The organism is Pseudomonas oryzihabitans, assembly GCF_007665395.1.
Classification (GTDB): Bacteria; Pseudomonadota; Gammaproteobacteria; order Pseudomonadales; family Pseudomonadaceae; genus Chryseomonas; species Chryseomonas psychrotolerans_C.
This window is the reverse complement of the sequence record NZ_VDND01000003.1, coordinates 430,822-452,851: the sequence shown is the minus strand read 5'-3', so window position 1 is coordinate 452,851 and position 22,030 is coordinate 430,822. Positions and strand designations below refer to the sequence as shown.

At 67.3% G+C, this 22,030-nt stretch carries 22 protein-coding genes; 8 read left to right on the top strand and 14 right to left on the bottom strand.

The genetic code is table 11. The annotated features are described in order from the left end of the window. Window positions 1–158: 158 nt before the first annotated feature. Complete coding sequence (locus FSV73_RS09625) at window positions 159–896, top strand: DUF2059 domain-containing protein (protein WP_145007158.1); 738 nt, start codon at window positions 159–161, stop codon at window positions 894–896. A gap of 6 nt (window positions 897–902) precedes the next feature. Here the strand turns inward: FSV73_RS09625 and FSV73_RS09620 are convergent, their stop codons facing one another. After that, window positions 903–1,841 (bottom strand): alpha/beta hydrolase, encoded by a 939-nt coding sequence (locus FSV73_RS09620; RefSeq protein ID WP_145007156.1) that lies wholly within the window; start codon window positions 1,839–1,841, stop codon window positions 903–905. Window positions 1,842–2,022: 181 nt separating this feature from the next. Here FSV73_RS09620 and FSV73_RS09615 point away from each other — a divergent pair, with 181 nt between their 5' ends. The 4 genes from FSV73_RS09615 to FSV73_RS09600 are packed head-to-tail and all read left to right on the top strand — an operon-like array spanning window position 2,023 to window position 6,761. Then, complete coding sequence (locus tag FSV73_RS09615) at window positions 2,023–2,493, top strand: MarR family transcriptional regulator (protein ID WP_145007154.1); 471 nt, start codon at window positions 2,023–2,025, stop codon at window positions 2,491–2,493. Between the two features lie 3 nt (window positions 2,494–2,496). Beyond that, the gene (locus tag FSV73_RS09610) at window positions 2,497–3,951 is read left to right on the top strand and encodes an efflux transporter outer membrane subunit (protein ID WP_145007152.1); all 1,455 of its coding nucleotides are present in this window, start codon (window positions 2,497–2,499) and stop codon (window positions 3,949–3,951) included. Window positions 3,952–3,967: 16 nt separating this feature from the next. Next, complete coding sequence (locus tag FSV73_RS09605) at window positions 3,968–5,179, top strand: efflux RND transporter periplasmic adaptor subunit (protein ID WP_145007150.1); 1,212 nt, start codon at window positions 3,968–3,970, stop codon at window positions 5,177–5,179. 55 nt (window positions 5,180–5,234) lie between these two features. Continuing rightward, complete coding sequence (locus tag FSV73_RS09600; RefSeq protein ID WP_145007148.1) at window positions 5,235–6,761, top strand: DHA2 family efflux MFS transporter permease subunit; 1,527 nt, start codon at window positions 5,235–5,237, stop codon at window positions 6,759–6,761. Between the two features lie 6 nt (window positions 6,762–6,767). Here FSV73_RS09600 and FSV73_RS09595 read toward each other — a convergent pair whose 3' ends face one another. The 3 genes from FSV73_RS09595 to FSV73_RS09585 form a co-directional block, all read right to left on the bottom strand. Next, a complete protein-coding gene (locus FSV73_RS09595; protein WP_145007146.1) occupies window positions 6,768–7,142 on the bottom strand; it encodes a c-type cytochrome in 375 nt (124 codons plus the stop codon). Next, window positions 7,139–7,951 carry a bifunctional DNA-formamidopyrimidine glycosylase/DNA-(apurinic or apyrimidinic site) lyase gene (gene mutM / locus FSV73_RS09590; RefSeq protein ID WP_145007144.1) on the bottom strand — a complete coding sequence of 271 codons (813 nt, stop codon included), beginning with the start codon at window positions 7,949–7,951 and terminating at the stop codon, window positions 7,139–7,141. Before mutM ends, FSV73_RS09595 begins: the two co-directional genes overlap by 4 nt. 219 nt (window positions 7,952–8,170) lie before the next feature. Beyond that, window positions 8,171–8,995: an HDOD domain-containing protein gene (locus tag FSV73_RS09585; RefSeq protein WP_186309208.1), complete on the bottom strand. Its 825-nt coding sequence runs from the start codon at window positions 8,993–8,995 to the stop codon at window positions 8,171–8,173. 220 nt (window positions 8,996–9,215) lie between these two features. Here FSV73_RS09585 and FSV73_RS09580 point away from each other — a divergent pair, with 220 nt between their 5' ends. Beyond that, window positions 9,216–9,755, top strand: coding sequence for a type 1 glutamine amidotransferase domain-containing protein (locus FSV73_RS09580; RefSeq protein WP_145007140.1), 540 nt, complete (start codon window positions 9,216–9,218; stop codon window positions 9,753–9,755). Between the two features lie 163 nt (window positions 9,756–9,918). On the opposite strand, the gene FSV73_RS09575 is transcribed toward FSV73_RS09580, so the two are convergent. Continuing rightward, a complete protein-coding gene (locus FSV73_RS09575; protein ID WP_145007138.1) occupies window positions 9,919–10,164 on the bottom strand; it encodes a hypothetical protein in 246 nt (81 codons plus the stop codon). A 158-nt stretch (window positions 10,165–10,322) separates the two neighbouring features. Between FSV73_RS09575 and FSV73_RS09570 the strand changes: the two genes are divergently transcribed. Next, on the top strand, window positions 10,323–10,550 hold the full coding sequence (locus tag FSV73_RS09570) for a hypothetical protein (RefSeq protein ID WP_145007136.1): 228 nt from the start codon (window positions 10,323–10,325) through the stop codon (window positions 10,548–10,550). Between the two features lie 418 nt (window positions 10,551–10,968). Here the strand turns inward: FSV73_RS09570 and FSV73_RS09565 are convergent, their stop codons facing one another. The 8 genes from FSV73_RS09565 to FSV73_RS09530 form a co-directional block, all read right to left on the bottom strand. Beyond that, on the bottom strand, window positions 10,969–11,559 hold the full coding sequence (locus FSV73_RS09565) for an LON peptidase substrate-binding domain-containing protein (protein ID WP_145007134.1): 591 nt from the start codon (window positions 11,557–11,559) through the stop codon (window positions 10,969–10,971). 88 nt (window positions 11,560–11,647) lie between these two features. Next, entirely contained in the window at window positions 11,648–12,355 is a 708-nt protein-coding gene (locus FSV73_RS09560; RefSeq protein WP_145007132.1) for a PqiC family protein, read from the bottom strand. 85 nt (window positions 12,356–12,440) lie between these two features. After that, window positions 12,441–14,693: a DNA topoisomerase IV subunit A gene (gene parC / locus FSV73_RS09555; RefSeq protein ID WP_145007130.1), complete on the bottom strand. Its 2,253-nt coding sequence runs from the start codon at window positions 14,691–14,693 to the stop codon at window positions 12,441–12,443. A 146-nt stretch (window positions 14,694–14,839) separates the two neighbouring features. Beyond that, window positions 14,840–16,738 carry a DNA topoisomerase IV subunit B gene (parE, locus tag FSV73_RS09550; RefSeq protein WP_145007128.1) on the bottom strand — a complete coding sequence of 633 codons (1,899 nt, stop codon included), beginning with the start codon at window positions 16,736–16,738 and terminating at the stop codon, window positions 14,840–14,842. A gap of 7 nt (window positions 16,739–16,745) precedes the next feature. Beyond that, window positions 16,746–17,354: a YqiA/YcfP family alpha/beta fold hydrolase gene (locus FSV73_RS09545; protein ID WP_145007126.1), complete on the bottom strand. Its 609-nt coding sequence runs from the start codon at window positions 17,352–17,354 to the stop codon at window positions 16,746–16,748. Window positions 17,355–17,432: 78 nt separating this feature from the next. After that, window positions 17,433–18,239: a 3',5'-cyclic-AMP phosphodiesterase gene (cpdA, locus tag FSV73_RS09540; RefSeq protein ID WP_145007124.1), complete on the bottom strand. Its 807-nt coding sequence runs from the start codon at window positions 18,237–18,239 to the stop codon at window positions 17,433–17,435. A gap of 139 nt (window positions 18,240–18,378) precedes the next feature. Beyond that, the gene (locus FSV73_RS09535; RefSeq protein WP_145007122.1) at window positions 18,379–18,834 is read right to left on the bottom strand and encodes a DUF1249 domain-containing protein; all 456 of its coding nucleotides are present in this window, start codon (window positions 18,832–18,834) and stop codon (window positions 18,379–18,381) included. Then, window positions 18,825–19,445: an NUDIX domain-containing protein gene (locus FSV73_RS09530; protein WP_145007120.1), complete on the bottom strand. Its 621-nt coding sequence runs from the start codon at window positions 19,443–19,445 to the stop codon at window positions 18,825–18,827. The genes FSV73_RS09535 and FSV73_RS09530 overlap by 10 nt, the downstream gene beginning before the upstream one ends. Before the next feature lie 197 nt (window positions 19,446–19,642). Here FSV73_RS09530 and FSV73_RS09525 point away from each other — a divergent pair, with 197 nt between their 5' ends. Further along, a complete protein-coding gene (locus FSV73_RS09525; protein ID WP_145007117.1) occupies window positions 19,643–20,392 on the top strand; it encodes an RsiV family protein in 750 nt (249 codons plus the stop codon). A gap of 288 nt (window positions 20,393–20,680) precedes the next feature. Here FSV73_RS09525 and cytX read toward each other — a convergent pair whose 3' ends face one another. Further along, entirely contained in the window at window positions 20,681–21,943 is a 1,263-nt protein-coding gene (cytX, locus tag FSV73_RS09520; RefSeq protein ID WP_145007115.1) for a putative hydroxymethylpyrimidine transporter CytX, read from the bottom strand. Window positions 21,944–22,030 lie beyond the last annotated feature (87 nt).

Here is a 22,030-nt window from a genome sequence, read left to right as displayed (position 1 = left end):
GGCGTGGCCGGCGGGATGCCGAGTGTAAGAGAAGTCGGCCACGGCTGCGCGCCTGGCTGGACCAGGCGACGAATGCCCGGGATGAGCGCCTCGACAGCCAGCCTGGGGTTGCCGACAATGGCGGACTTTCCGGCTCCGTGCCGCTGCCCGAGGTGTCCATGCGCGTTCTGTTCGCTTCCCTGCTCTTCGCCATCAGCCTGCCCGCCCTGGCCGACGACACGGTCAGTCTCTATCAGGCCGCCGGTTGGCCGGAGCAGCGGGGACATTTCCGCGACGCCCTGCAGGCGGCCCAGCAGCGCTACCAGAACAGCCTGCCGCCGGCGCTCTACCAGAGCCTGGTGGACAACAGCAACAAGCGCTACACGGCGGCCGCCATCGACCAGCGCGCCCTGGCCGCCTTGCGCCAGAGCCTCCCCGCCGACGGTCCGGCGCTGCAATTCTTCCAGTCGCCGGTGGGCCGCAAGGTGGTCGCCGCCGAGATCGCCGCCACCCGTAGCGACCAGTTGGCCAAGAACGCCAACGGCGTACCCCAGCAGCAGGCCAGCGCCGCGCGCCGGGCCCAGGCCAAGCGCCTGGCCGCGGCCCTGCCGGTCCGGGAAGCCGGGGCCGAGGTCAGCGTGGCCCTGGCGGGCCTCGCCGCCGACAGCCTCAGCTCGATGCTGCCGGGCCTGCTGGGCCAGCAGCAATCCGGCGGCATGATCGAGCAGCAGCGGCAGAGGTTCATCCAGCAGATGAACGCGGGTGACCTGGAAAATACCCTGCTTTACGTCTACCGCAGCCTCAACGACAGCGAACTCGGCCAGTTCGCCGACTTCGCCAGCTCGGCCAATGGCAATGCCTATTACCAGGCAGCCGTGGTCGCGCTGCGCGCCGCCCTGGGTGGCGGTGGTCAGTAGGCCGTCCTAGGTAAGGCGCTCGTCGAGCCAGCGGAAATAGCGCTGGCGCAGGGCCTCGGTCTCGTTGACCAGGTGGTGCCGCGCCTCCGGCAGGCGCAGCACCTCGGGCCGGGCGAACTTGGCGTCCAGAATCCCCAGGTTGTGTCGCCAGTCCACGGTGAAATCCTGCTCCCCCTGGATCACCAGCGGGCTGCGCGTGCTGACCGGCGCGGCTTCCAGTTGCGGAATCCAGCGCGCCAGGGCACCCACCCACTGGGCGGGTAGCTGCCGCGGCTGCAGCCCGTCGCGCTGCAGGAAGTCGAGAAAGGCCGGATCGCCGGAATTCACCGAGAAGCGCCGCGGCAAGGCGCGGACGAAGGGCTTCACCAGTCGATAGGTCCACAGGCCCTGGCGCCAGGCATGGGGCCGCACCAGGGGGGCCAGCAACACCGTCTCGCCCAGCTCGGGCGCGGGCTCCCCCCTGAGCAGATAGTCCAGCAAAATGGCGCCGCCGGTACTCTGGCCGAGCAGGTGCCAGGGCCGGGGCAGGTCCAGGCGCCGCGCCTCGCCGATCAGGGCCGTCAGGACGGTCTGGTATTCGGCGAAGTCCCTAATGCTGGCGCGGGCGCCGCTCGACAACCCGTGCCCGGGCAGGTCGCAGGCCAGCACCGCCAGCCGGCGTGACAGCGCCCAGTCCACCACATGACCGTAGAGCCCCATGTGATCGTAGTAGCCGTGCAACAGCAGCACGCTGCCGCGTGGCGCCGGTGGCCACCAGGCCTGCACCGCGAGCTGATAGTCGCCCGCCGCCAGCGCTCCCAGGGCGACCGTCACCTCCAGGCGGGCGCGACGGTCCGCGAGGCGGTAGAAGCTGCGATAGGCCTGGTGCTCGTCCGCGGGCGCGAGGTCGCGGTGCAGGGGCACCAGGGCGCCGCGCAGTCGGTCTGGATCGAAGGAAGCGTTCATGAAGGGTTCGACTGGATAGAGCGGTCCATGATCGACGTGGAGACCGGTACGGGACAAGAGCGGCCAGCCTACTTTTCCAATTGTTTCAGAATGTGCAACTCAGCCCTGCGCAATGTTGTCTGAATATTTCACTGCCTAGGCAGTATTCTGGAACCGCTTGATTGCCTGGGCAGATACTGCAATGTCACATTTCGACCGTAGCAACTTTCCCCTGCGCTACTCCGTGGGCCATTTGATCCATCTCGCGAACCAGTACAAGGATCGCCTGCTGGACAGCCACCTGGTGCCCTACGACATCACCGCTGCCCAGTTCAAGGTGCTGCTGCTGCTCGCCCGCGACCTGACCGATACCCCGGCCGAACTCAGCCGCTGCCTGTCCCTCGACAGTGGTGCCATGACCCGCATGCTCGACCGCCTGGAAGCCAAGGGCCTCCTGCGCCGCGTGCGCAGCCTGAGCGACCGCCGCCAGGTGCGCCTGGAGCTGACCGAAACGGGCAAGGCGCTGAGCAGCGAACTCATGCAGATCGGTGTGGATGCCCTCAATGACCTTACCCAGTGCCTGGACCGCCAGGAGCTGGATGACCTCGAACGCCTGCTACGCCGGCTGCTCGGCCCCTCCGGCCTGATGCCGGAGCCCTCTGGAGACCTCTGACCCATGACCTTCCGCCTGCCGTTGACCGCCCTCTGCGCCGCCCTGCTGCTGGCCGGCTGCGTGTCGTCCGAGGGGCTGCACACCCAGGGGCACGCCGTGGACCCGGCGACGCTCAAGGGTGAGGCGACCTTTGCCAACGACCGCCTCTCGCCTGCCCAGTGGCCGAGCGCCGACTGGTGGACCCGCCTCGGCGACGCGCAACTCGACACCCTGATCCGCGAGGCCCTGCGCGACAGCCCCTCGCTGCAGGAAGCCGACGCGCGCAGCCGCCAGGCCGATGCCGCGGTGCTCGCCGCCGACGCCGACCGCTATCCGCAGATCGACGCCAACGGTGGCGTCACCCGCTCCCGCCTGGCGCGGCCGGACGATCCCCTGGGCCAGGGCGACCGCTACAGCACCCTGCGCCAATTCGATGTCAGCGGCAGCTACAGCTTCGACCTCTGGGGTGGCCAGCGCGCCGCCTGGGAAGCCGCCCTCGGTCGCGCCCGCGCCGGCGAGGTGGATCGCCAGGCCGCGCGCCTGACCCTGGCCGCCAACGTCAGCCGCGCCTACAACCAGCTCGGCCTGGCCTACGCCAACCTGGACGTGGCCCAGCAGGATCTGGAGCGGACCCGCGGCATGCTCGACCTGGCCCAGCGCCGGGTGGACGCCGGGCTGGACAGCGACTACCAGCTGCAGCAGACCCAGAGCCTGGAAGCCAGTGCAGCAGCCTCCCATACCGCCGCCGAGCAACAGGTGCGCAGTGCCCAGATCCGGCTCGCCGTGCTGCTGGGCAAGGGCCCGGACCGCGGCGCCGAGATCCCGCGACCGAAGCTGATCGCCCCGGCAGCGGTGAATCTGCCGGCCCAGCTGCCGGCCGAACTGGCGGGCCGCCGTCCGGACCTGATCGCCGCCCGCTGGCGGGTGGAAGCCGCGAGCAAGGACATCGTCGCGAGCAAGACCAACTTCTATCCCAACCTGAACCTGACGGTGGCCGCCGGCAGCAAGGCGATCCTCGGCGACGCCCTGTTCGGCAGCCCGGCACGCTTCTTCAACGTCGGTCCGGCGCTGTCGCTACCGATCTTCGACGGCGGTCGCCGCCGCGCCGATCTCGCCAGCCGGGACGCCGACTATGACCTGGCGGTGGCCCAGTACAACCAGACCCTGGTGCAGGCGCTGGGCGACATCGCCGACGCCATCACCCGCCAGCGCTCGCTGGACCAGCAGATCGTCGAACAGCAACGGGCCCGCGACATCGCCAAGAGCTCCTTCGACATCGCCATGCAGCGCTATGGCGCCGGCATCGGCAACTACCTCGACGCCCTCACCGTCGAGCAGCAACTGCTGCAAGCCGAACGCCAGCTCGCCAGCCTCCAGGCCGACCGCGTCGACAGCGGCGTGCTGCTGATGCAAGCCCTGGGTGGCGGTTTCCAACCGTCCAAACTGCCGCCGGCGCCCGCCGCCGCGGCCACACACTGATACCGAGAGCCCGACCATGGCCGATTCCGCCGCAACCTCCAACGACAATGCCCAGGAGCAGAAGCCGCAGCGCTCCGGCAAACGCAAACTCTTCCTGCTGCTCCTGCTGCTGGTGGTGATCCTGGCCGGCGTGGGGGTCTACTGCTACCACCTGTTCTATGGCCGCTTCCATGCCAGTACCGATGACGCCTACGTCAACGGCAACCTGGTGCAGATCACGCCCCAGGTCACCGGCACCGTGACCCGCATCGCCGTGGACGATGGCGACTTCGTCCGCCAGGGCCAGCCGCTGGTGGAGTTCGATCCCAGCGACACCGCCGTCGCCCAGCAGAGCGCCGAGGCCAACCTGGCCAAGACCGTGCGTCAGGTACGCGGCCTGTACAGCAACGTCGACAGCTACAAGGCCCAGGTCGCCGCCCGCCGCGTCGAAGTCGAGCGCGCCCGTGCCGACTACGCCCGCCGCCAGCAACTGGCCAAGGGCGGCGCCATCTCCAAGGAAGAGCTGGCCCACGCCCGCGACACCCTGGTCGCCGCGCAGAGCTCCATGACCTCCGCCCAGCAGCAACTGGATACCAACCAGGCGCTGGTGGACGACACCGAGATCGCCTCCCACCCGGACGTCAAGGCCGCCGCGGCCCAGCTGCGCCAGGCCTACCTCAACCATGCCCGCAGCACCCTGGTGGCGCCGGTCAGCGGCTACGTCGCCAAGCGCTCGGTGCAGGTCGGCAGCCGCGTCCAGCCCGGCGCCGCGCTGATGGCCGTGGTGCCCCTGGACCAGATCTGGATCGACGCCAACTTCAAGGAAACCCAGCTCGCCGAGATGCGCATCGGCCAGCCGGTGGAGATCCATTCCGACCTCTATGGCGACGACGTGCGCTATCGCGGCACCGTGGAAAGCCTCGGCGTGGGCACCGGCAGCGCCTTCTCGCTGCTGCCGGCGCAGAACGCCACCGGCAACTGGATCAAGATCGTCCAGCGCCTGCCGGTCCGTATTCGCCTGGAAGGCGACAACCTGGACAAGCATCCGCTGCGCATCGGCCTGTCGACCATCGTCGACGTCGACCTGCACGACCAGGATGGTGCGCGCCTGCCCACCACCACCCCGCAGCAGCCGCGTTACAGCACCGACGTCTACGATCACCAGCTGGCCGACGCCGATCAGCTGATTCAGCAGATCGTCCACAGCAACGGTCCGGCGGCGCGCGCCGCGGGCGTCGCCAAGCGCTGACAGCCAAGGAGGCTCGCTCGGGAGCCTCCCCGCCCACCCCTTCTGGTAATCCGTCATGAGCGATAACGCCTTTCGCCCGGCGAGCCTGGTGCTCGCCACGGTGGGCCTGTCCCTGGCCACCTTCATGCAGGTGCTCGACACCACCATCGCCAACGTCGCCCTGACCACCATTTCCGGCAACCTCGGGGTGAGCTCGGAACAGGGCACCTGGGTCATCACCGCCTTCGCCGTGAGCAACGCCATCGCCCTGCCGCTCACCGGCTGGATGGCCAGGCGCTTCGGCGAGGTCAAGCTGTTCATGGCCGCCGTGGTGCTCTTCGTCATCACCTCCTTCCTCTGCGGCATCGCCACCTCCATGCCCGAGCTGGTGATCTTCCGCGCCATGCAGGGCTTCGTCGCCGGCCCGCTCTATCCCATGGCCCAGACCCTGCTGCTGGCGATCTTCCCGGCGGCCAAGCGCGGCATGGCCCTGGCGCTGCTGGCGATGGTGACGGTGGTGGCGCCCATCATCGGCCCCATCGCCGGCGGCTGGATCACCGACAACTACAGTTGGCCGTGGATCTTCTTCATCAACATTCCCATCGGCATCTTCGCCACCCTGGTGGTCTGGACCCAGCTGGGCAAGAAGCCGGAAAAACTGGTCAGCCAGCCCATCGACTACGTCGGGCTGATCCTGCTGGTGATCGGCGTGGGCGTGCTGCAGGTGGTGCTGGACAAGGGCAACGACCTGGACTGGTTCGAATCCAACCTGATCTGCCTGGGCGCGGCCATCTCCGCCGTGGCCCTGACCGCCCTGGTGATCTGGGAGCTGACCGACAAGCATCCCATCGTCAACCTGCGGCTGTTCCGCTATCGCAACTTCAGCTTCGGCACCCTGGCGCTGGTCCTGGGCTACTCGGGCTTCTTCGGCATCAACCTGCTGCTGCCCCAGTGGCTGCAGACCCAGCTCGGCTACACCCCGGTGTGGGCGGGCCTGGCGGCGGCGCCCATCGGCATCCTGCCGGTGATCCTCTCGCCGCTGGTGGGCAAGTTCGCGCACAAGACCGACCTGCGCCTGCTGGCCGGCGGCTCCTTCCTGGTGATCGGCGCCTCCTGCTTCATGAGGGCGACCTTCAACAACGAGGTGGACTATCGCCACATCGCCGAGGTGCAGACCTTCATGGGCCTCGGCGTGGCGCTGTTCTTCATGCCCACCACCAGCATCCTGCTGTCCAGCCTCAAACCCTCGGAGCTGGCGGACGGCGGCGGCCTGGCCACCTTCCTGCGGGTCCTGGGCGGCAGCTTCGCCTCCTCCCTGACCACCTGGCTGTGGCAGCGCCGCGCCATCCATCACCATGCCCAGCTGACCGAGGACGTGACCGTCTACAGCCCGGCCACCCAGCACTACCTGGACGCCATCGGCGGCCCGTCACAGCAGGCCTATGCCCAGCTGGACAAGGTGGTGGAAGGCCAGGCCTACATGCTGTCCACGGTGGACTACTTCACCCTGCTCGGCTGGATCTTCATGGGGCTGTTCCTGATCATCTGGCTGGCCAAGCCACCCTTCGCGGCCAAGCCGGGCGCCGGTGGCGGCGACCACTAAAACGGATCAGGGGGCGTGGTGCTGGGTCTGCAGGTAGTCGGCGATGTCGCCCAGATCCTCGGCATCGCCGATGCCCCAGAATCTCATCTTGGTGCCCGGCACCTGCTGCTCGGGATCGCGCAGGAAGGCTGCCAGGGATTCACGATCCCAGGCGAAGCCGGCGTTGCGCATGGCGTCGGAGTAGTTGTAACCGGCCAGGCTGCCGGCCTGGCGGCCGAAGAGGTCGTTGAGCTGGGGCCCGAAACCGGACTGGGCGCCCGGCCCCACCGAGTGGCAGTTGTGGCAGCGGCGCAGGAAGAGATTGCGGCCGTTGTCGGCATCGGCCCAGGCCAGCTGCTGGCCCAGCAGCGTCAGCAGCACCAGCCCGGCCAGGGCCTTCATCGCTGGCACTTGCGGCAATAGACGCTGGCGCGCTGACCGAGGCGGATCTCCTGCAAGCCGGTGCCGCACACCTTGCAGAACTCGCCCTTGCGGCCGTAGACGAACAACTCCTGCTTGAAATAGCCGGGCGCGCCATCGCCACCGATGAAGTCACGCAGGGTGGTGCCACCACTCTCGATGGAGCGCGCCAGCACCTTCTTGATCTCCTCGGCCAGACGGTCGTAGCGCGCCCGGGAGATGCTGCCGGCGGCGCGGCGCGGATCGATGCCGGCGGCGAACAGCGCCTCGGCGGCGTAGATGTTGCCCACCCCCACCACCACGGCGTTATCCATGATGAAGGGCTTGACCGCCATGCTGCGCCCACGCGACAGCTCGTACAGCCGACCACCATCGAAGGCAGCGGTCAGCGGCTCGGGCCCCAGCTTGCTGAGCAACACGTGGGCGAGAGGATCCTGGGTCCAGAGCAAGGCGCCAAAGCGTCGCGGATCGGTGTAGCGCAGCGACAGCCCGGACTCCAGCTCGATGTCGACATGCTCGTGCTTGGCCGGCGGCTGGTCCGCCGGCACCAGGCGCAGGCTGCCGGACATGCCCAGGTGGCCGATCAGGGTACCGCTTTCGGCCTTGATCAGCAGGTACTTGGCGCGGCGCTCCACGGCCTCGATGCGCTGGCCGGAGAGGCGCACATCCAGGTCCTCGGGCACCGGCCAGCGCAGCCGGGCATCGCGGACGATGACCCGGCGCACGCGCTGACCGACGACATGAGGCTCGATGCCCCGGCGGGTGGTTTCGACTTCAGGTAATTCGGGCATGGAGATCCAGGAGGCTTATTCCAGAGATTTGGCTTAAAAGGCGCCGAGCGAAGGTCAGGCAAGGCGCAACGACCAACGGGAGTAACAGCCGAAGGCTGGCCCGAAGGGTGAGCGCCAGCGAATCAAAACAGCGAGGAAGCGGAGTTTACAAAGGGTAAATGAGCATTCCGAGCTGGTTTTCAACGCCGCATGGCCGAGCGCAGGCCCTTTTAACCAAATCTAGTAATTGATCCGACCGCTGCCCATCTCAAGGATGGTCTCCTTGAGCGACTCGAAGTCGTATTCGGACAGGCCGACGTGATCCAGCACCCGCGGGGCGATGGCCCGCCACTCGTGATCCTCGTCCTGGCCACCCAGGGCGCGATAGCAGCCGCAGATGTGTTCGGCCATCTTCAGCAGGGCCAGCAGGTTCTTGATCTGGATGTCGGTGGTCGACTCCTCGTCGAACACCGACTGGGCGTTGTGGTGGTTGGCGATGGCCTGGCCGACGTGCTCCGGCAGGCGCCAGGAACGAGAAATGAAATAGCCCACTACCGCGTGGTTGGTGCTGAAGATGCGGTTCTCCACGTCCACCACCCGCACCTGCTCGTTGACACTGGCATAGGCCTCTTCCAGCACCGCCATGTAGTTGGGGAAGCGCTTGAGCATCAGCGGGATGCCGCAGTTGTGGAACAGGCCGAGGGCATAGGCTTCGTCCGGCGTCGGGTAGCCGGTCTTCTTGGCCAGGCTCAGGCAGGTCTCGGCCACGTCCTGGGCGGTGTCCCAGAAGCGGTTGAGGATGACGATGGTCTCGTCGGTGAGCTCGCCCTTGATCGACTGGGCATTGATCAGGTTGATGACCGACTGGCTGCCCAGCAGGTTGACCGCCCGCTGGATCGAGGTGATGCGATTGCTCAGACCGAAATACGGCGAATTGACCAGCTTGAGCAGGGCGCCCGACAGCCCGGGATCCTGGCCGATCAGGCGGGAGATGACCTTGAGATCGGGATTGGGCATGAGCTGTTCGAGTTGCAGATCCACCATGATCTGCGGCTGCGGGGGAATGCTGATGCCTTGCAGGGCCTGACGGATCTGCTCCTCGGTCAGCTGAGGGGACGCTTGGGACATGAAGACTACTCTGCGAGGGATGTCACAAATTTACTCCGCGCCGCCGTGGGATGCCATCGGGCGCGACGAAGGAACTTCGTATGGCCCGAATGAGCCCGATCTATGAGCGCTGGCAAAAGGCTAGCCCACCCCGAATTCCTACCGAGGTATCCGCACCATGGCTACATCCCTGAACGGCAAGAAGATCGCCATCCTGGTCACCGACGGCTTCGAACAGGCCGAGCTCACCGGACCCAAGGAAGCGCTGGAGCAGGCAGGTGCCCAGACCCACATCATCTCCGCCGAAAGCGGCGAAGTCCGGGGCTGGGACGGTACCGAGCCGGCCGACAGCTTTCCGGTGGACCTGACCTTCGCCGCCGCCAACGCCGGTGACTATGACGCCGTGCTGCTGCCCGGGGGCGTGGTCAATGCCGATACCATCCGCATCGATGCCCAGGCCCAGCAACTGACCAAGCAGATCGCCGATGCCGGCAAGCCCGTCGCCGTCATCTGCCACGGCGCCTGGCTGCTGATCTCCGCCGGCCTGGTGCAGGGCAAGACCCTGACCAGCTGGCCGTCGCTGACCGACGACCTCAAGAATGCCGGCGCCACCTGGCAGGACCAGGAGGTCATCGTCGATGGCCAACTGGTGAGCAGCCGCAAGCCGGACGACATTCCGGCCTTCAACCGCGAATTCCTCAAGCTGCTGGCCGGCTGAGCATCCTTCGAAGGCCCCTGGCGATCTGCCGCCAGGGGCTTCGCTGTCGCTCTCCCGATCCGCTGGGCACAGCGGCGCCCAGGCGGCGTCCCCGCCAAACCCCTGCCAGGCCCAGCGCACGCCCGCTCAGTAGACGCCCCACCGCTCGCCAGGCCCCCCGCGTTCAGGACTGCGCCCCGTCCAGTCGCTGACGCAAGGCTGCCTGCATATGGGCGACCATTCGCGCCAACGCGGCGGGATTGGTGAGTTCGCCGTCCGTGGTCGTCCAGCCAAGTGGTGGCCGGCCCCCGGACCTCAGGTGCAGGACGATGCGTATCAGGCCCGAGGTGGAACGCTCGGCCTGGCAGACGTGACGGGGAAAGGCACCGGCCAGGGCGCCCAGCGCCCTTTGTAAGGCGGGACTGTACATCGTGCTTTCATAAAACCTTATCGCAATAGGTAAGACTATTGCCAGGGAGGTGGCTGGTAAAGCCGCTTCGCCTGAACGGTAGCTATCGCGATAGCGAACGGAACTCATGCCAGGATTCCGGTCTGATCTCGCATCGCCACCATGCAAGGATGCATGAGATGCCCTACCGCAGTCCCGATCTAGCCGAGCTTGAGCAGAAGTCAGTATCCGAACTGGAGCGTGAGGTCGCCCGGCGTCGCCGCAACGTCGAGTCGAGCCAACGCTGGCTGAAGCACCAGTTCGACCGCTTCGCCAAGCAGCAGGAGGACCTGGCCGTCATCGAGGCCCTGCTGGAGCAAAAGCGGCTACCCTGCCCTGAACAGTCGGGCCCGCCCGCCGCCGAATGATCCCTCGCAGGGCCTCCCGTCGCCCCGGTATCGCCCTGCAAGCCAAGGGGTTGGCGGAGCGGTGCCCCTGGGCAGGAGCTCTTGTCGACGGCCACCGCTGAGGCCTGCGCAAGAATGGCACTTTGATCTCATAAGACTGAACTTATGGCAAAGTGCCAGAGTCTTATCCAGTGCCCCCAAAGCACTTTTAGCCCGCCCTGCCCGGCGGGCTTTCTTTTGCCTGGCGTTCGGGCTCGGCACCTGTTTACCCTGCGCCAGGCAAGACTGTTGGCCCGGTGAACACGCTGTGGAAGGCAGCGAACGCTGCTCGACCAGGCAGGTAGCAGTAGGGCTATGATGGATTCAATGGGCGGGCTGACGATCCAGGCTGCCCGGGACAAGGGCTGGCTGAAGCTTCACGGGGAATGACCAGGCTTTGTCAGGCCTGGAAATCGCCCTGCAGGTCCACCAGGTGGCGCTCGATGTCGGCCAGGCGCTGACCCTGATCGTCCATGCCCAGCCACGCCAGTTTCAAATGCGCCTCGAAGGGCAGCAGATAGGCCAGTTGGCAGCCGAGCGCCTGGCGGTCGGCGACTTCGCCCCCCATGTCCAGACTGGCCACCATGGGATGCTGGGCAAGTGCCACCAGCAGCGCCAGCAGGTCCGCGTCGGCATCGCGCAACGGCTGGGGAGGGAGCTCCGGCAGCCACTCCACCTCGCCGACCACCAGGTGATCGGCCTGCTCTTCCTGGCTCAGCAGGCGAAACCGCCTGCCCCCTTCGATACGGATGCCCAACAGTCCGTTGCTCTGTTGCTGCCAATCGCGGATCAACGCCTCGCAGCCATGGCTGCCCAGACGATTCGGCGCGGCACCGGTTTCCCGGCCTTCGAGGATGGTTACCACACCGAAGCTGCTGCCTTGCTTGAGGCAACGGCCGAGCATGTCCAGGTAGCGCGCCTCGAACAGCTGCAAGTCGAGGCGGCAGCCGGGAAACAGGGTGGTGTTCAGCGGAAACAGGGGCAGCGTCATGGAGCCTCCGAGGCCTGGTGGTCCTGCTGGATAGAGCGTCGGGCACCGCCGACAGCTCCCGCGCGGCGACGCACGGGCGCCTGCCGGATCAGAAGCGGTAGACCTCGGCGCCGGTGCGAATGGGCACCACGGCTGGCAGCGTCGGCCGTGCCTGGGCCTCTTCCACGAGTTGCTTGGGCTCCTTGCGGGCCACGTCGCTGGAACGGCGACCGCGCTGGGCGACCTTGGTCAGATCGGTGGCGAGCCGCGCGGCGAATTGCTGCAGCAGCTCGCCCTGGGCCCGTACCTGGGCGGCGCGATCACCCGCGTGGCGCGCCTGCAGGTGCACCACCTGGGTGTCCAGCAGCCGATCCTGGCTATCGCGCAGCTGCCAGCTGGCATCCAGGGTGGCCGGCGCCCGGTCACCGGCGTCGAGACGGGTCACCACCAGCTCCACGCGGTATTGCGGCGCGAAGCCCTCAGGCGGCTCGCCCACCACGACCCGCCCGCTGTTCAGCCGGCTGGCGAGTTGGCGTTGCAGCAACTGGCGCACGTTGGCGTCCAGTGGACCGGCCCAGTGGTCACGGGTGGTCGCCAGGCTGCCATCGGCCTGGCGCTCCAGCAGGACATCGCGCTGCAGGTAGTCGGCCAGTTGCAGGCTCTCGATCCACACCGCGAGCCCTCGGTCACCGCTGGCCGGCGCACGCACGCTGCCGCCATCGAGCTGATAGTAGTGGGTAGGACCGACGCTGGCACAGCCACCCAGACCGGCCAGCAGGCCGACGAGCGCCAGCCTGGCGAGACACATCCGTTTCATCGAGGCTCTCTCTCGACGGGCGCCACGGCCCGGCGAGTCCTGGTCGAAAAAATCGGGTCTATGCTAGCGGCTGACCGCAGGCGGCTCAAGTTTCCACCTGCAGCGAATCCACCCGCTGGAAGCCACGCGGCAGTTTATTGCCCCGCCGGCCGCGCTCGGCACGGTAGTGCTCGAGGTCACTGCCCTTGAGGGTATAGGGCCGCTTGCCTGCCTGCAGGGTCAGGGACGCCCCGGACGGGACCACGGCCAGGTCCACCACGTATTCCTCGCGCTTGGCGACCCGCTCGCCGGGAATGGAAATCAGCTTGTTGCCCTTGCCCTTGGCCAGTTGCGGCAGCTCGGTGATGGCGAACACCAGCAGGCGCCCTTCGTTGGTGACCACGGCGATGGAGGTGTCTTCCAGGGCGGCCACCGGCTTGGGCGGCAGCACCTTGGCGCCGTTGGGCAGGCTGATCAGCGCCTTGCCGGCCTTGTTCTTGGCCTGCAGGTCCTCGCCCTTGACCACGAAGCCGTAGCCGGCATCCGAGGCCAGCACATAGAGGCCAGCGTCGTCCGGCAGGAGCAGGCATTCGAAGCTGGCACCCGGTGGCGGCGTGAGGCGGCCGGTCAGGGGTTCGCCCTGGCCACGGGCCGACGGCAGCGAATGGGCCGCCACCGAATAGCTGCGGCCGGTGGAGTCGATGAACACGGCGAACTGGTTGGAACGGCCCAGGGCCGCCGCCTTGAAGCCGTCGCCGGCCTTGTAGGACAGCCCGGTCGCGTCGACGTCGTGGCCCTTGGCCTGGCGCACCCAGCCCTTCTCAGAGAGCACCACGGTCACCGGCTCGGTGGGCATCAGCTCGGTTTCGGACAGGGCCTTGGCCTCGGCGCGCTCGACGATGGGCGAGCGACGCGCGTCGCCATAGGTCTCGGCATCCTTGATCAGCTCGTCGCGGACCAAGTTGCGCAGCTTCTTGTCGCTGCCCAGCAGAGTCTGCAGGCGCTTCTGCTCCTTGAGCAGCTCCGCCTGTTCGCCACGGATCTTCATCTCTTCCAGCCGCGCCAGCTGGCGCAGGCGGGTTTCCAGGATGTAGTCGGCCTGCTCCTCGGAGAGTTCGAAGCGGGCCATCAGCGCCTGCTTGGGATGCTCCTCGGTACGGATGATGTGGATCACCTCGTCGAGGTTGAGGAAGGCGACCAGCAGGCCGTCCAGCAGGTGCAGGCGGCGCTCGACCTTGTCCAGGCGGAACTGCAGCCGGCGGCGCACGGTGCCGATGCGATAGATCAGCCATTCCTGGAGGATCTGCCGGAGATCCTTGACCTGAGGCTTGCCGTCCAGACCGATGACGTTGAGGTTGACCCGGTAGCTGGATTCGAGATCGGTGGTGGCGAACAGGTGCTGCATCAGTTCGTCGGCATCGATGCGGTTGGAGCGCGGCACGATGACGATGCGGGTGGGATTCTCGTGGTCCGACTCGTCGCGCAGGTCGGCCACCATGGGCAGCTTCTTGGCCTGCATCTGGGCGGCGATCTGCTCCAGCACCTTGGAGCCGGAGACCTGGTGCGGCAGCGCGGTGATGACCACGTCGCCATCCTCGCGGCGGTAGACGGCGCGCATGCGCACCGAGCCGCGGCCGGTCTCGTAGATCTTGCGCAGGTCGGCACGCGGCGTGACGATCTCGGCCTCGGTGGGGAAGTCCGGACCAGGCACGTGTTCGAGCAGTTCGGGAATGCCGGCGATGGGATCGTCCAGCAGGCGCACGCAGGCGGCCGCCACCTCGCGCAGGTTGTGCGGCGGGATGTCGGTGGCCATGCCCACGGCGATGCCGGTGGTGCCGTTGAGCAGCAGGTTGGGCAGCCGCGCCGGCAGCACCGCCGGCTCGTTCAGGGTGCCGTCGAAGTTGGGCACCCAGTCCACGGTGCCCTGCCCCAGTTCGTTGAGCAGCACCTCGGAATAGCGTGACAGGCGCGCCTCGGTGTAGCGCATGGCGGCGAAGGACTTGGGATCGTCCGGCGCCCCCCAGTTGCCCTGGCCATCCACCAGCGGATAGCGATAGGAGAACGGCTGCGCCATGAGCACCATGGCTTCGTAGCAGGCCGAGTCGCCGTGGGGGTGGTACTTACCGAGGACGTCACCGACGGTACGGGCGGACTTCTTGTGCTTGGCGTCGGCGTCCAGGCCCAGTTCGCTCATGGCGTAGACGATGCGACGCTGCACCGGCTTGAGGCCGTCGCCGATATGCGGCAGGGCGCGGTCCATGATCACGTACATGGAGTAGTTCAGGTACGCCTGCTCGGTGAAGTCGGCCAGCGAGCGGCGTTCGACGCCGTCCAGGCTCAGGTCGAGGGGTGCACTCATGGGAATCCTTTGGTGTTACGTCAGTAATCGGAGTGTGGTGTCCATCGCGGCCATGGCGGTCCGCCGAAGCGGCCGCTCCTACAGGCGCTCGATACACCTGTAGGAGCGGCCCATGGCCGCGATAAGCGCAGCCAACATATTTAGATTTAGAGCAGCACTTCGGCGCGGTCGCCCTTGGATTCCAGCCAGCTCTTGCGATCGCCGGATCTCTTCTTGGCCAGCAGCATGTCCATCATCTCGAGGGTGCCGGGCACGTCTTCCAGGGTCAGTTGCACCAGGCGCCGGGTGTTGGGGTCCATAGTGGTCTCGCGCAGTTGCAGCGGATTCATCTCGCCGAGGCCCTTGAAGCGGGTGACCTGGGGCTTGCCGCGCTTCTTCTCCGCCGCCAAGCGATCAAGGATGCCATCGCGCTCGGCTTCGTCGAGGGCGTAGTGGACTTCCTTGCCGAGGTCGATGCGGTACAGCGGCGGCATGGCCACATAGACATGACCGGCATCCACCAGCGGGCGGAAGTGCTGCACGAACAGGGCGCACAGCAGGGTGGCGATGTGCAGGCCGTCGGAGTCGGCATCGGCGAGGATGCAGATCTTGCCGTATCTCAGGCCGCTCAGGTCGGCGCTGCCCGGATCGATGCCGATGGCCACGGCGATGTCGTGCACCTCCTGGCTGCCCAGTACCTCGCTGCCGTCTACTTCCCAGGTGTTCAGGATCTTGCCGCGCAGCGGCATGATGGCCTGGAATTCCTTGCTGCGCGCCTGCTTGGCGCTGCCGCCGGCGGAGTCACCCTCCACCAGGAACAGCTCGGATCGCAGCGGATCCTGGCCAGCGCAGTCGGCCAGCTTGCCGGGCAGCGCCGGGCCCTGGGTGATCTTCTTGCGCTCGACCTTCTTGCCCGCCTTGAGGCGGCGGCCGGCGTTGTTGATGGCCAGTTCGGCGATCTGCTGGCCCAGCTCCGGATGGGTGTTGAGCCAGAGGCTGAAGGCGTCCTTGACCACCCCGGCGACGAAGGCCGCGGCCTCGCGGGAAGACAGCCGCTCCTTGGTCTGGCCAGAGAATTGCGGCTCCTGCATCTTCATCGATAGGACGAAGGCGATGCGCTCCCAGACATCTTCCGGGGCCAGCTTGAGGCCGCGCGGCAAGAGGTTGCGGAATTCGCAGAATTCGCGGATGGCATCCAGCAGGCCCTGGCGCAGGCCGTTGACATGGGTGCCGCCCTGGGCGGTGGGAATCAGGTTGACGTAGCTCTCCTGCACCGACTCGCCGCCCTCGGGCAGCCAGAACAACGCCCAGTCCACGGCCTCGCGGGCCGATGCCAGGCTGCCGTGGAAGGGCGCTTCCGGCAGCCGCAGGGCGTCGCCCACGGTGTCCACCAGGTAGGATCTCAGGCCGTCCTCGTAATGCCACTCGACGCGCTCACCGCTGGCTTCGTCGTGGAAGCTCACGGCGAGACCCGGGCAGAGCACGGCCTTGGCCTTGAGCACGTGCTTCAGGCGGCTGACGGAAAACTTGGGCGAATCGAAGTACTTGGGGTCCGGCCAGAAGTGCACGCTGGTACCGGTATTGCGCTTGCCGACGCTGCCGACCACCGCCAGTTCGCTGGCCTTGAAGCCGTCGGCGAAGGCCATGCCGTATTCATTGCCCTCGCGCTTGACACGCACCTCGACGCGGGTCGACAGGGCGTTCACCACCGAGATACCCACGCCGTGCAGGCCACCGGAGAACTGGTAGTTCTTGTTGGAGAACTTGCCGCCGGCGTGCAGCTTGGTGAGGATCAGCTCGACGCCGGAAACGCCCTCTTCCGGATGGATGTCCACCGGCATGCCGCGGCCATCGTCGATCACCTCGAGGGAGTTGTCGGCATGCAGGATTACCTGCACCGCGCGGGCATGGCCGGCCAGGGCCTCGTCCACGCTGTTGTCGATGACTTCCTGGGCCAGGTGGTTGGGCCGGGAGGTGTCGGTGTACATGCCAGGGCGCTTGCGCACCGGATCGAGTCCGGAAAGGACTTCGATGGCATCGGCGTTGTAGGCGTTCTGCGTGGCCATGGGGTCTCTATTCGAAGGTGTTGAAATCCAGCTCGCGCCAGAGCGCCGGGTCGAAGCCGGCCAGTTCCAGCAGCAGCGGCAGCTGGCGGTGGAAGCCCTGGAAGCCGTGGTCGCCGCCCTGCTCGATGCGCAGGGTGCAGGCACCGTAGTAGCGTTCGGCGTCGCGGTAGTCGAGGGTCTCGTCGCCGGTCTGCAGCCAGACGTGGAAGCGCTCGGGATCCGCCGGTGCCGCGACCTCCAGCGCGCTCAGGGCGGCGACATGGGCCTCGGTGAGGGTCCAGGTCTCGCCGGTGTGGTGATTGCGCTGGGGCCCCAGGTAATGCTCCATGAAGCGCCAGGGCCGTACCGCCGGGTTGATCAGCACGGCCTTGAGCCCGTGGCGCTCCGCCAGGACGGTCGCATAGTAGCCGCCCAGGGAGCTGCCGACCAGCAAGGGGGCGTCCAGCTCGGCCAGTTCGCGCTCCAGCAAGGCGAAGGCAGCGCCGGCATCGTTGGGCAGCGCAGGCGCCCGCAGCTGGTCCGCCAGGCCCAGCTGCGTCATGCAGGCGGTCAGCTGCCGCGCCTTCAACGAGGCGGGTGAGCTGTTGAAACCATGGATATAAAGGATCGACGGCATCGGGCCGCTCCTACTGGATAAAAAAACAGGTACAGGGTAACCCGTTTCGATCCTTGCCACCATGACCGCCGACCGGCGTCAGTAGCCCGCGGCGCTGTGGTCCACGGTGAAGCCATGCTGCTCCAGGCGCGAGACACCGGTCTCCAGGCCGCCATCGGGCAACAGCCGCAACCAGCGATACCCGGGCGCCTGGTCGCCGGCCTTGAAGTCCTGGCTGCCCGGCTCGAATTGCAGCCCGGTGGAGGGCGAGGCCAGCAGCCGCACGCCGTTGCGCAGCTGATCGAATTCCTGGTGGATATGCCCCCAGAGCACCACCCTGACCTGGGGATGGCGATCCAGCACGGCGAACAGCTCGTCCGCCCGGTGCAGCCCCAGGGGCTCCATCCAGCCACAGCCGACCGGTACCGGATGGTGGTGCAGGCAGATCAGTGCCGGGCGCTCGGGCGCGGCGGTCAAGGCCTCGTCCAGAGCCGCCAGTTGCGCCTGCTCCAGCTCGCCGAAGACGCAGCCACGCACGGTGCTGTCGAGCAGGATCAGCCGCCAGGCGCCCACGTCGGTGACCGTTTTGAGGAAATCCCGATCACCACAGGCCTTGGCCATGGGCGCGTTCTCATCGTGATTGCCGGCCAGCCAGCGCATGGGCGCGGCGAGGGGCTCGGTCAGTTCGCAGAATCTCTGGTAGGACGCCACCGACCCGTCCTGGGAAAGGTCGCCGCTGGCCAGCAGCAGATCGATGCGGGGCTGCTCGCGCTGCACCTGAGCGACCACCTGTTGCAGGCTGGCCGCCGTGTCGATGCCCAGCAACCGGCCACTGGCGCGCGCGAACAGATGGCTATCGGTCAGTTGAACAACCAGGGGAGCGTCGACACTATCCGGCAAACTCACCAAAGCCTCCTAGGCATAAGGGGACAACGAGCGCAGGCAGGGTGCAGAAAAGTTCCCGGGAACTTGCGTGCATGGTTCACATTTTCGCAGCTTGGCCGACATCAGGGAAGACGCGGCTGTCAGCGTTGCGCTCTGGTGCTCATCGCTGCAGGATGGGCTCGGCCTCGTGGCCACAGGCCAGGCAGTGACTCAGCCACTCGCCGAGGAACAGATTGAGCTGGCTCTTCTCGTCGGGCTGGTGCATCGCCCGGTTGGGATAGGGATAGCGACCGAGCAGGTGCCGCGAGGCTCCCGCCGACACCACCTCCGCCATCCGCGCATCGTGATACACCCGCACTTCCAGCTCGGGCACCGGCAGCCAGGGCAGCCCCAGCTCCTGGCGCACCCGGAGCGCCGTCGTGTAGGGACAGGCTTCGGTGACTTCCAGGGCGAGCACCCCCAGCGGGCGCTCACCCTGCGACAACATGACGCGGCGCGACACCACGGCTTCCCGCATCTTGGGCAGAAGCCGCATCAGCCGCACGTAGTTGGCCTCGCACGTGGCCTGCAGGCCCGGCAGGTCAACTCGATAGCGATCTCGCAGTTTCAGCCCCATAACCCCCGTACCTCGGCGCGATTGAGCGCCAACCATTGCAGGGCGATGATGGCCGCTGCGTTATTGATTCGACCGTCGCGAACCCCGGCCAGTGCCTCGTTCAACGACCAGACGTGGACGCGAATGTCCTCGCCCTCTTCTTCCAGGCCGTGGACGCCGCCGGCGTCCGCGGTGCTGCAACGCCCCAGGTAGAGATAGACCTGTTCGTCGCTGCCGCCAGGCGAGGGGAAGTAGGTGGAGATGGGCCAGAGCGATTGCAAGGTCAGGCCAGCCTCTTCCTCGGCTTCCCGATGAGCGACCGCCTCGACGGCCTCGTCCTGCTTGTCCACCAAGCCCGCGACCGGCTCAAGCAGCCAGGGATGAGCGGTCTTTTCCATGACGCCGACGCGAAACTGCTCGATCAGCACCACCTCGTCGCGCACGGCATCGTAGGGCAGCACGCAGACGGCATCGGGGCGCACGAAGACCTCGCGCTCCAGTTCCGGGCCGAGGCCACCGGAGAACTGCCGATGGCGCAGCCGGAAACGGGCCATCCGGTAGAAGCCCTGGAAGCAGATCTCGCGACTGAGGATCTCGACGGCAGGCGCCTGGGATTCGTTGGCTTCGTTCATGGGCGCTCCAGCGCTGGTGAAAGGTAATCAGATCATCCTAGCGCGCCGCTTGCGCGCGTGCAGCCCCCGGGGGGCAAGTCGCGAAACGGACGACAAGCCGGGAAACCTCCGCGCGGCCCTGGCAAACTTATGCGGCCAGACGGGTTCGAAAGCCGTCGCACTCCGTTCCAACGAAGGTTTCAACGACAAGGAATCCCATGCGTATCCGCCCGCTCCTCCTGCTCGCCGGCCTGCTGCTCGGTGGTTGCCAAAGCGTCTTCGGCCCCAACCTCGACAAACCCCTCACGCCCCGCCACCAGGCCTGGGAACACCGGCCCGCCGGTTGCCAGGGCGAAGACTGCCCGCTGATCAACATCGACTACGTGGAATTCGGTGAGCCGGCGCTGGACGCCCTGGTGCAGCGCCACCTCCTGGGCCTGGCCCGGGCCGAGCCGGGCGCCCCCATCCCCGCTTCCCTGGCCGGCTACGAGCGCGACTTCCTTGGCCAGGCCCAGCCGCGCTGGAGCAGCTACCTGCAGGCCAAGGTGCGTGAGCAGCATGATGGTCTGGTGATCATCGAATTCTCCAGCTACCTGGCCAACGGCGGCGCCCACGGCCTGGCCGGCCGCGACTTCGTCACCTGGGATCGCCACCTCGATCGCGAGATCACCCTCGGCGACATGCTGCTTCCTGGCCAGGAAGGCGAATTCTGGCGCCTGGCGCAGCTCTCGCGGGAAGCCTGGATGGTCAGCAACGGCGTCGGCGACGCCGAATTCCACCAGCAGTGGCCCTTCCTCAAGACCAACAACGTGGCCCTGGACTTCGGCGCCCTGACGCTCAAGTACGACATCGGCAGCATCGCCCCCTACGCCATGGGCCACCCGGAGCTGAAGATCCCCTATCCCAAGCTCAATGGCATCCTCAAGCCGGAATACTTCCCCGGTCGTGGGAAGAGTCGCCAGCCGTAGGACCTGGCGCGTGGAAAACGCTAGGCGGTTTTCCACCCTACCCGCCTAACCCCCCACCCTCCCCCGCACGCGGGAGAGGGGGCCATTCGGCGTCAGGGGTAGCCTTACCGCGGGGTCGTAGGGTGGATGACGGCGCAGCCTCATCCACGCGTGCCGACCTACCTGCCCCCACCCCAGCCCTCCCCCGCACGCGGGAGCGGGGGCCGTTCGGCGTCAGGGATCACCTTCCTGCGCAGGATCAGAGCTCGCGTAGGTTGGGCTGAGCGCAGCGAAGCCCAACAGCTCGGCTTATACCCGCTTCAATCCCAATACCGCCTGCGCCGTACCGGCCACCAGGATGGCCGGCAGGGTTGCGCCCCAGGCAGGGAGCGCCAGCGGCAACAGGTGGTAGACGGCGACGCCCAGGGCCCAGGCGACCAGGGACTCCAGGCGCAGCGCCCTCACCCGCTCGGGCGCCCGGCGGCGGCGCAGCAGGAAGTGATCCACCAGCACCACGCCGAACAGCGGGGCGAATACCGAGCCGATCAGCAACAGGAAGTGCTCGTACTGGGCCAGGGGCACCAGCAGCGCCAGCAGGGTGCAAAGAATGCCGATGGCCAGGGTCAGCTGCCAGATCTTCACCTGGGCGAGGAAACCCGTCGCCACCGCCGCCGAGTGATAGGCGGCGAAGGCGTTTTCCGATTCGTCCAGCAGGATCAGCAGCAGCGGCAGACCCAGGCCGGCCACGGCCAGGGCACGCAGCAGGGCGTCGGCCTCACCGCCGCTGGCGAAGGCCAGGGTGTAGGCGAAGCCCAGGCCCATCAGCCAGAGATTGCCGCAGAAATAGCCCAGCATCACCCCGCGCCCGGCGCTGCGCCCGGTGCGGGCGAAGCGGGTGTAGTCGGCGATCACCGGCAGCCAGGACAGCGGCATGGCCACCACCAGGTCGAAGCCCAGGGCCTGGGTCAGGGAGCCGTCGCCCGGGCGCTGCCAGAGCGCGGCCAGATCGGCGCGCAGGAAGAGATCCAGGGTCAGCCAGGTGCAGGCACCGAGCAGCAGCCAGATGCCCCAGCGGCTGAGGAAGCGGCGGACGAAGGTCAGCGGACCGGCCACCGCCAGGGCCGTGGCCAGGGCGCCGAACACCAGGGTCCAGAGCACCGGCGAGGCCCAGGCCTGCAGGCCCCAGCTGCCCAGCAGCACGCTCGCCGCCTCGCGCATCACCACCAGTTCGAAGGCACCCCAGCCGATCAGCTGGGTGATGTTGAGCACCGCTGGCAACAGGGCGCCGCGCTGGCCGAGACTCTGGCCCAGCGCGGTCATCCCGGCCAGACCGGTGTCGCTGCCCACCAGGCCGGCGGCCGCCAGCAGCAACACCCCGACCAGGGTACCCAGCACCAGCACCAGCAGGCCGTCGGCCAGCCCCAGCCCAGGCGCCAGCAAGGCGCCGGCCTGGGCCACCATGAGGCCGATGCCGAGGGAGAACCAGAGGGTGAAGAGGTCGCGCCCGCCAAGGACGCGACGGTCCGCCGGAACGGGAATGGTGGGGGTATAGAGGCCGGGAGCCTGGGCCATGATGGGTCTCGTGAACAAGGGGTTGGGAAAGACGTAGGTTGGGTTGAGACAGCTTTACCATCGAAGCCCAACAGGGCGGGATCGACC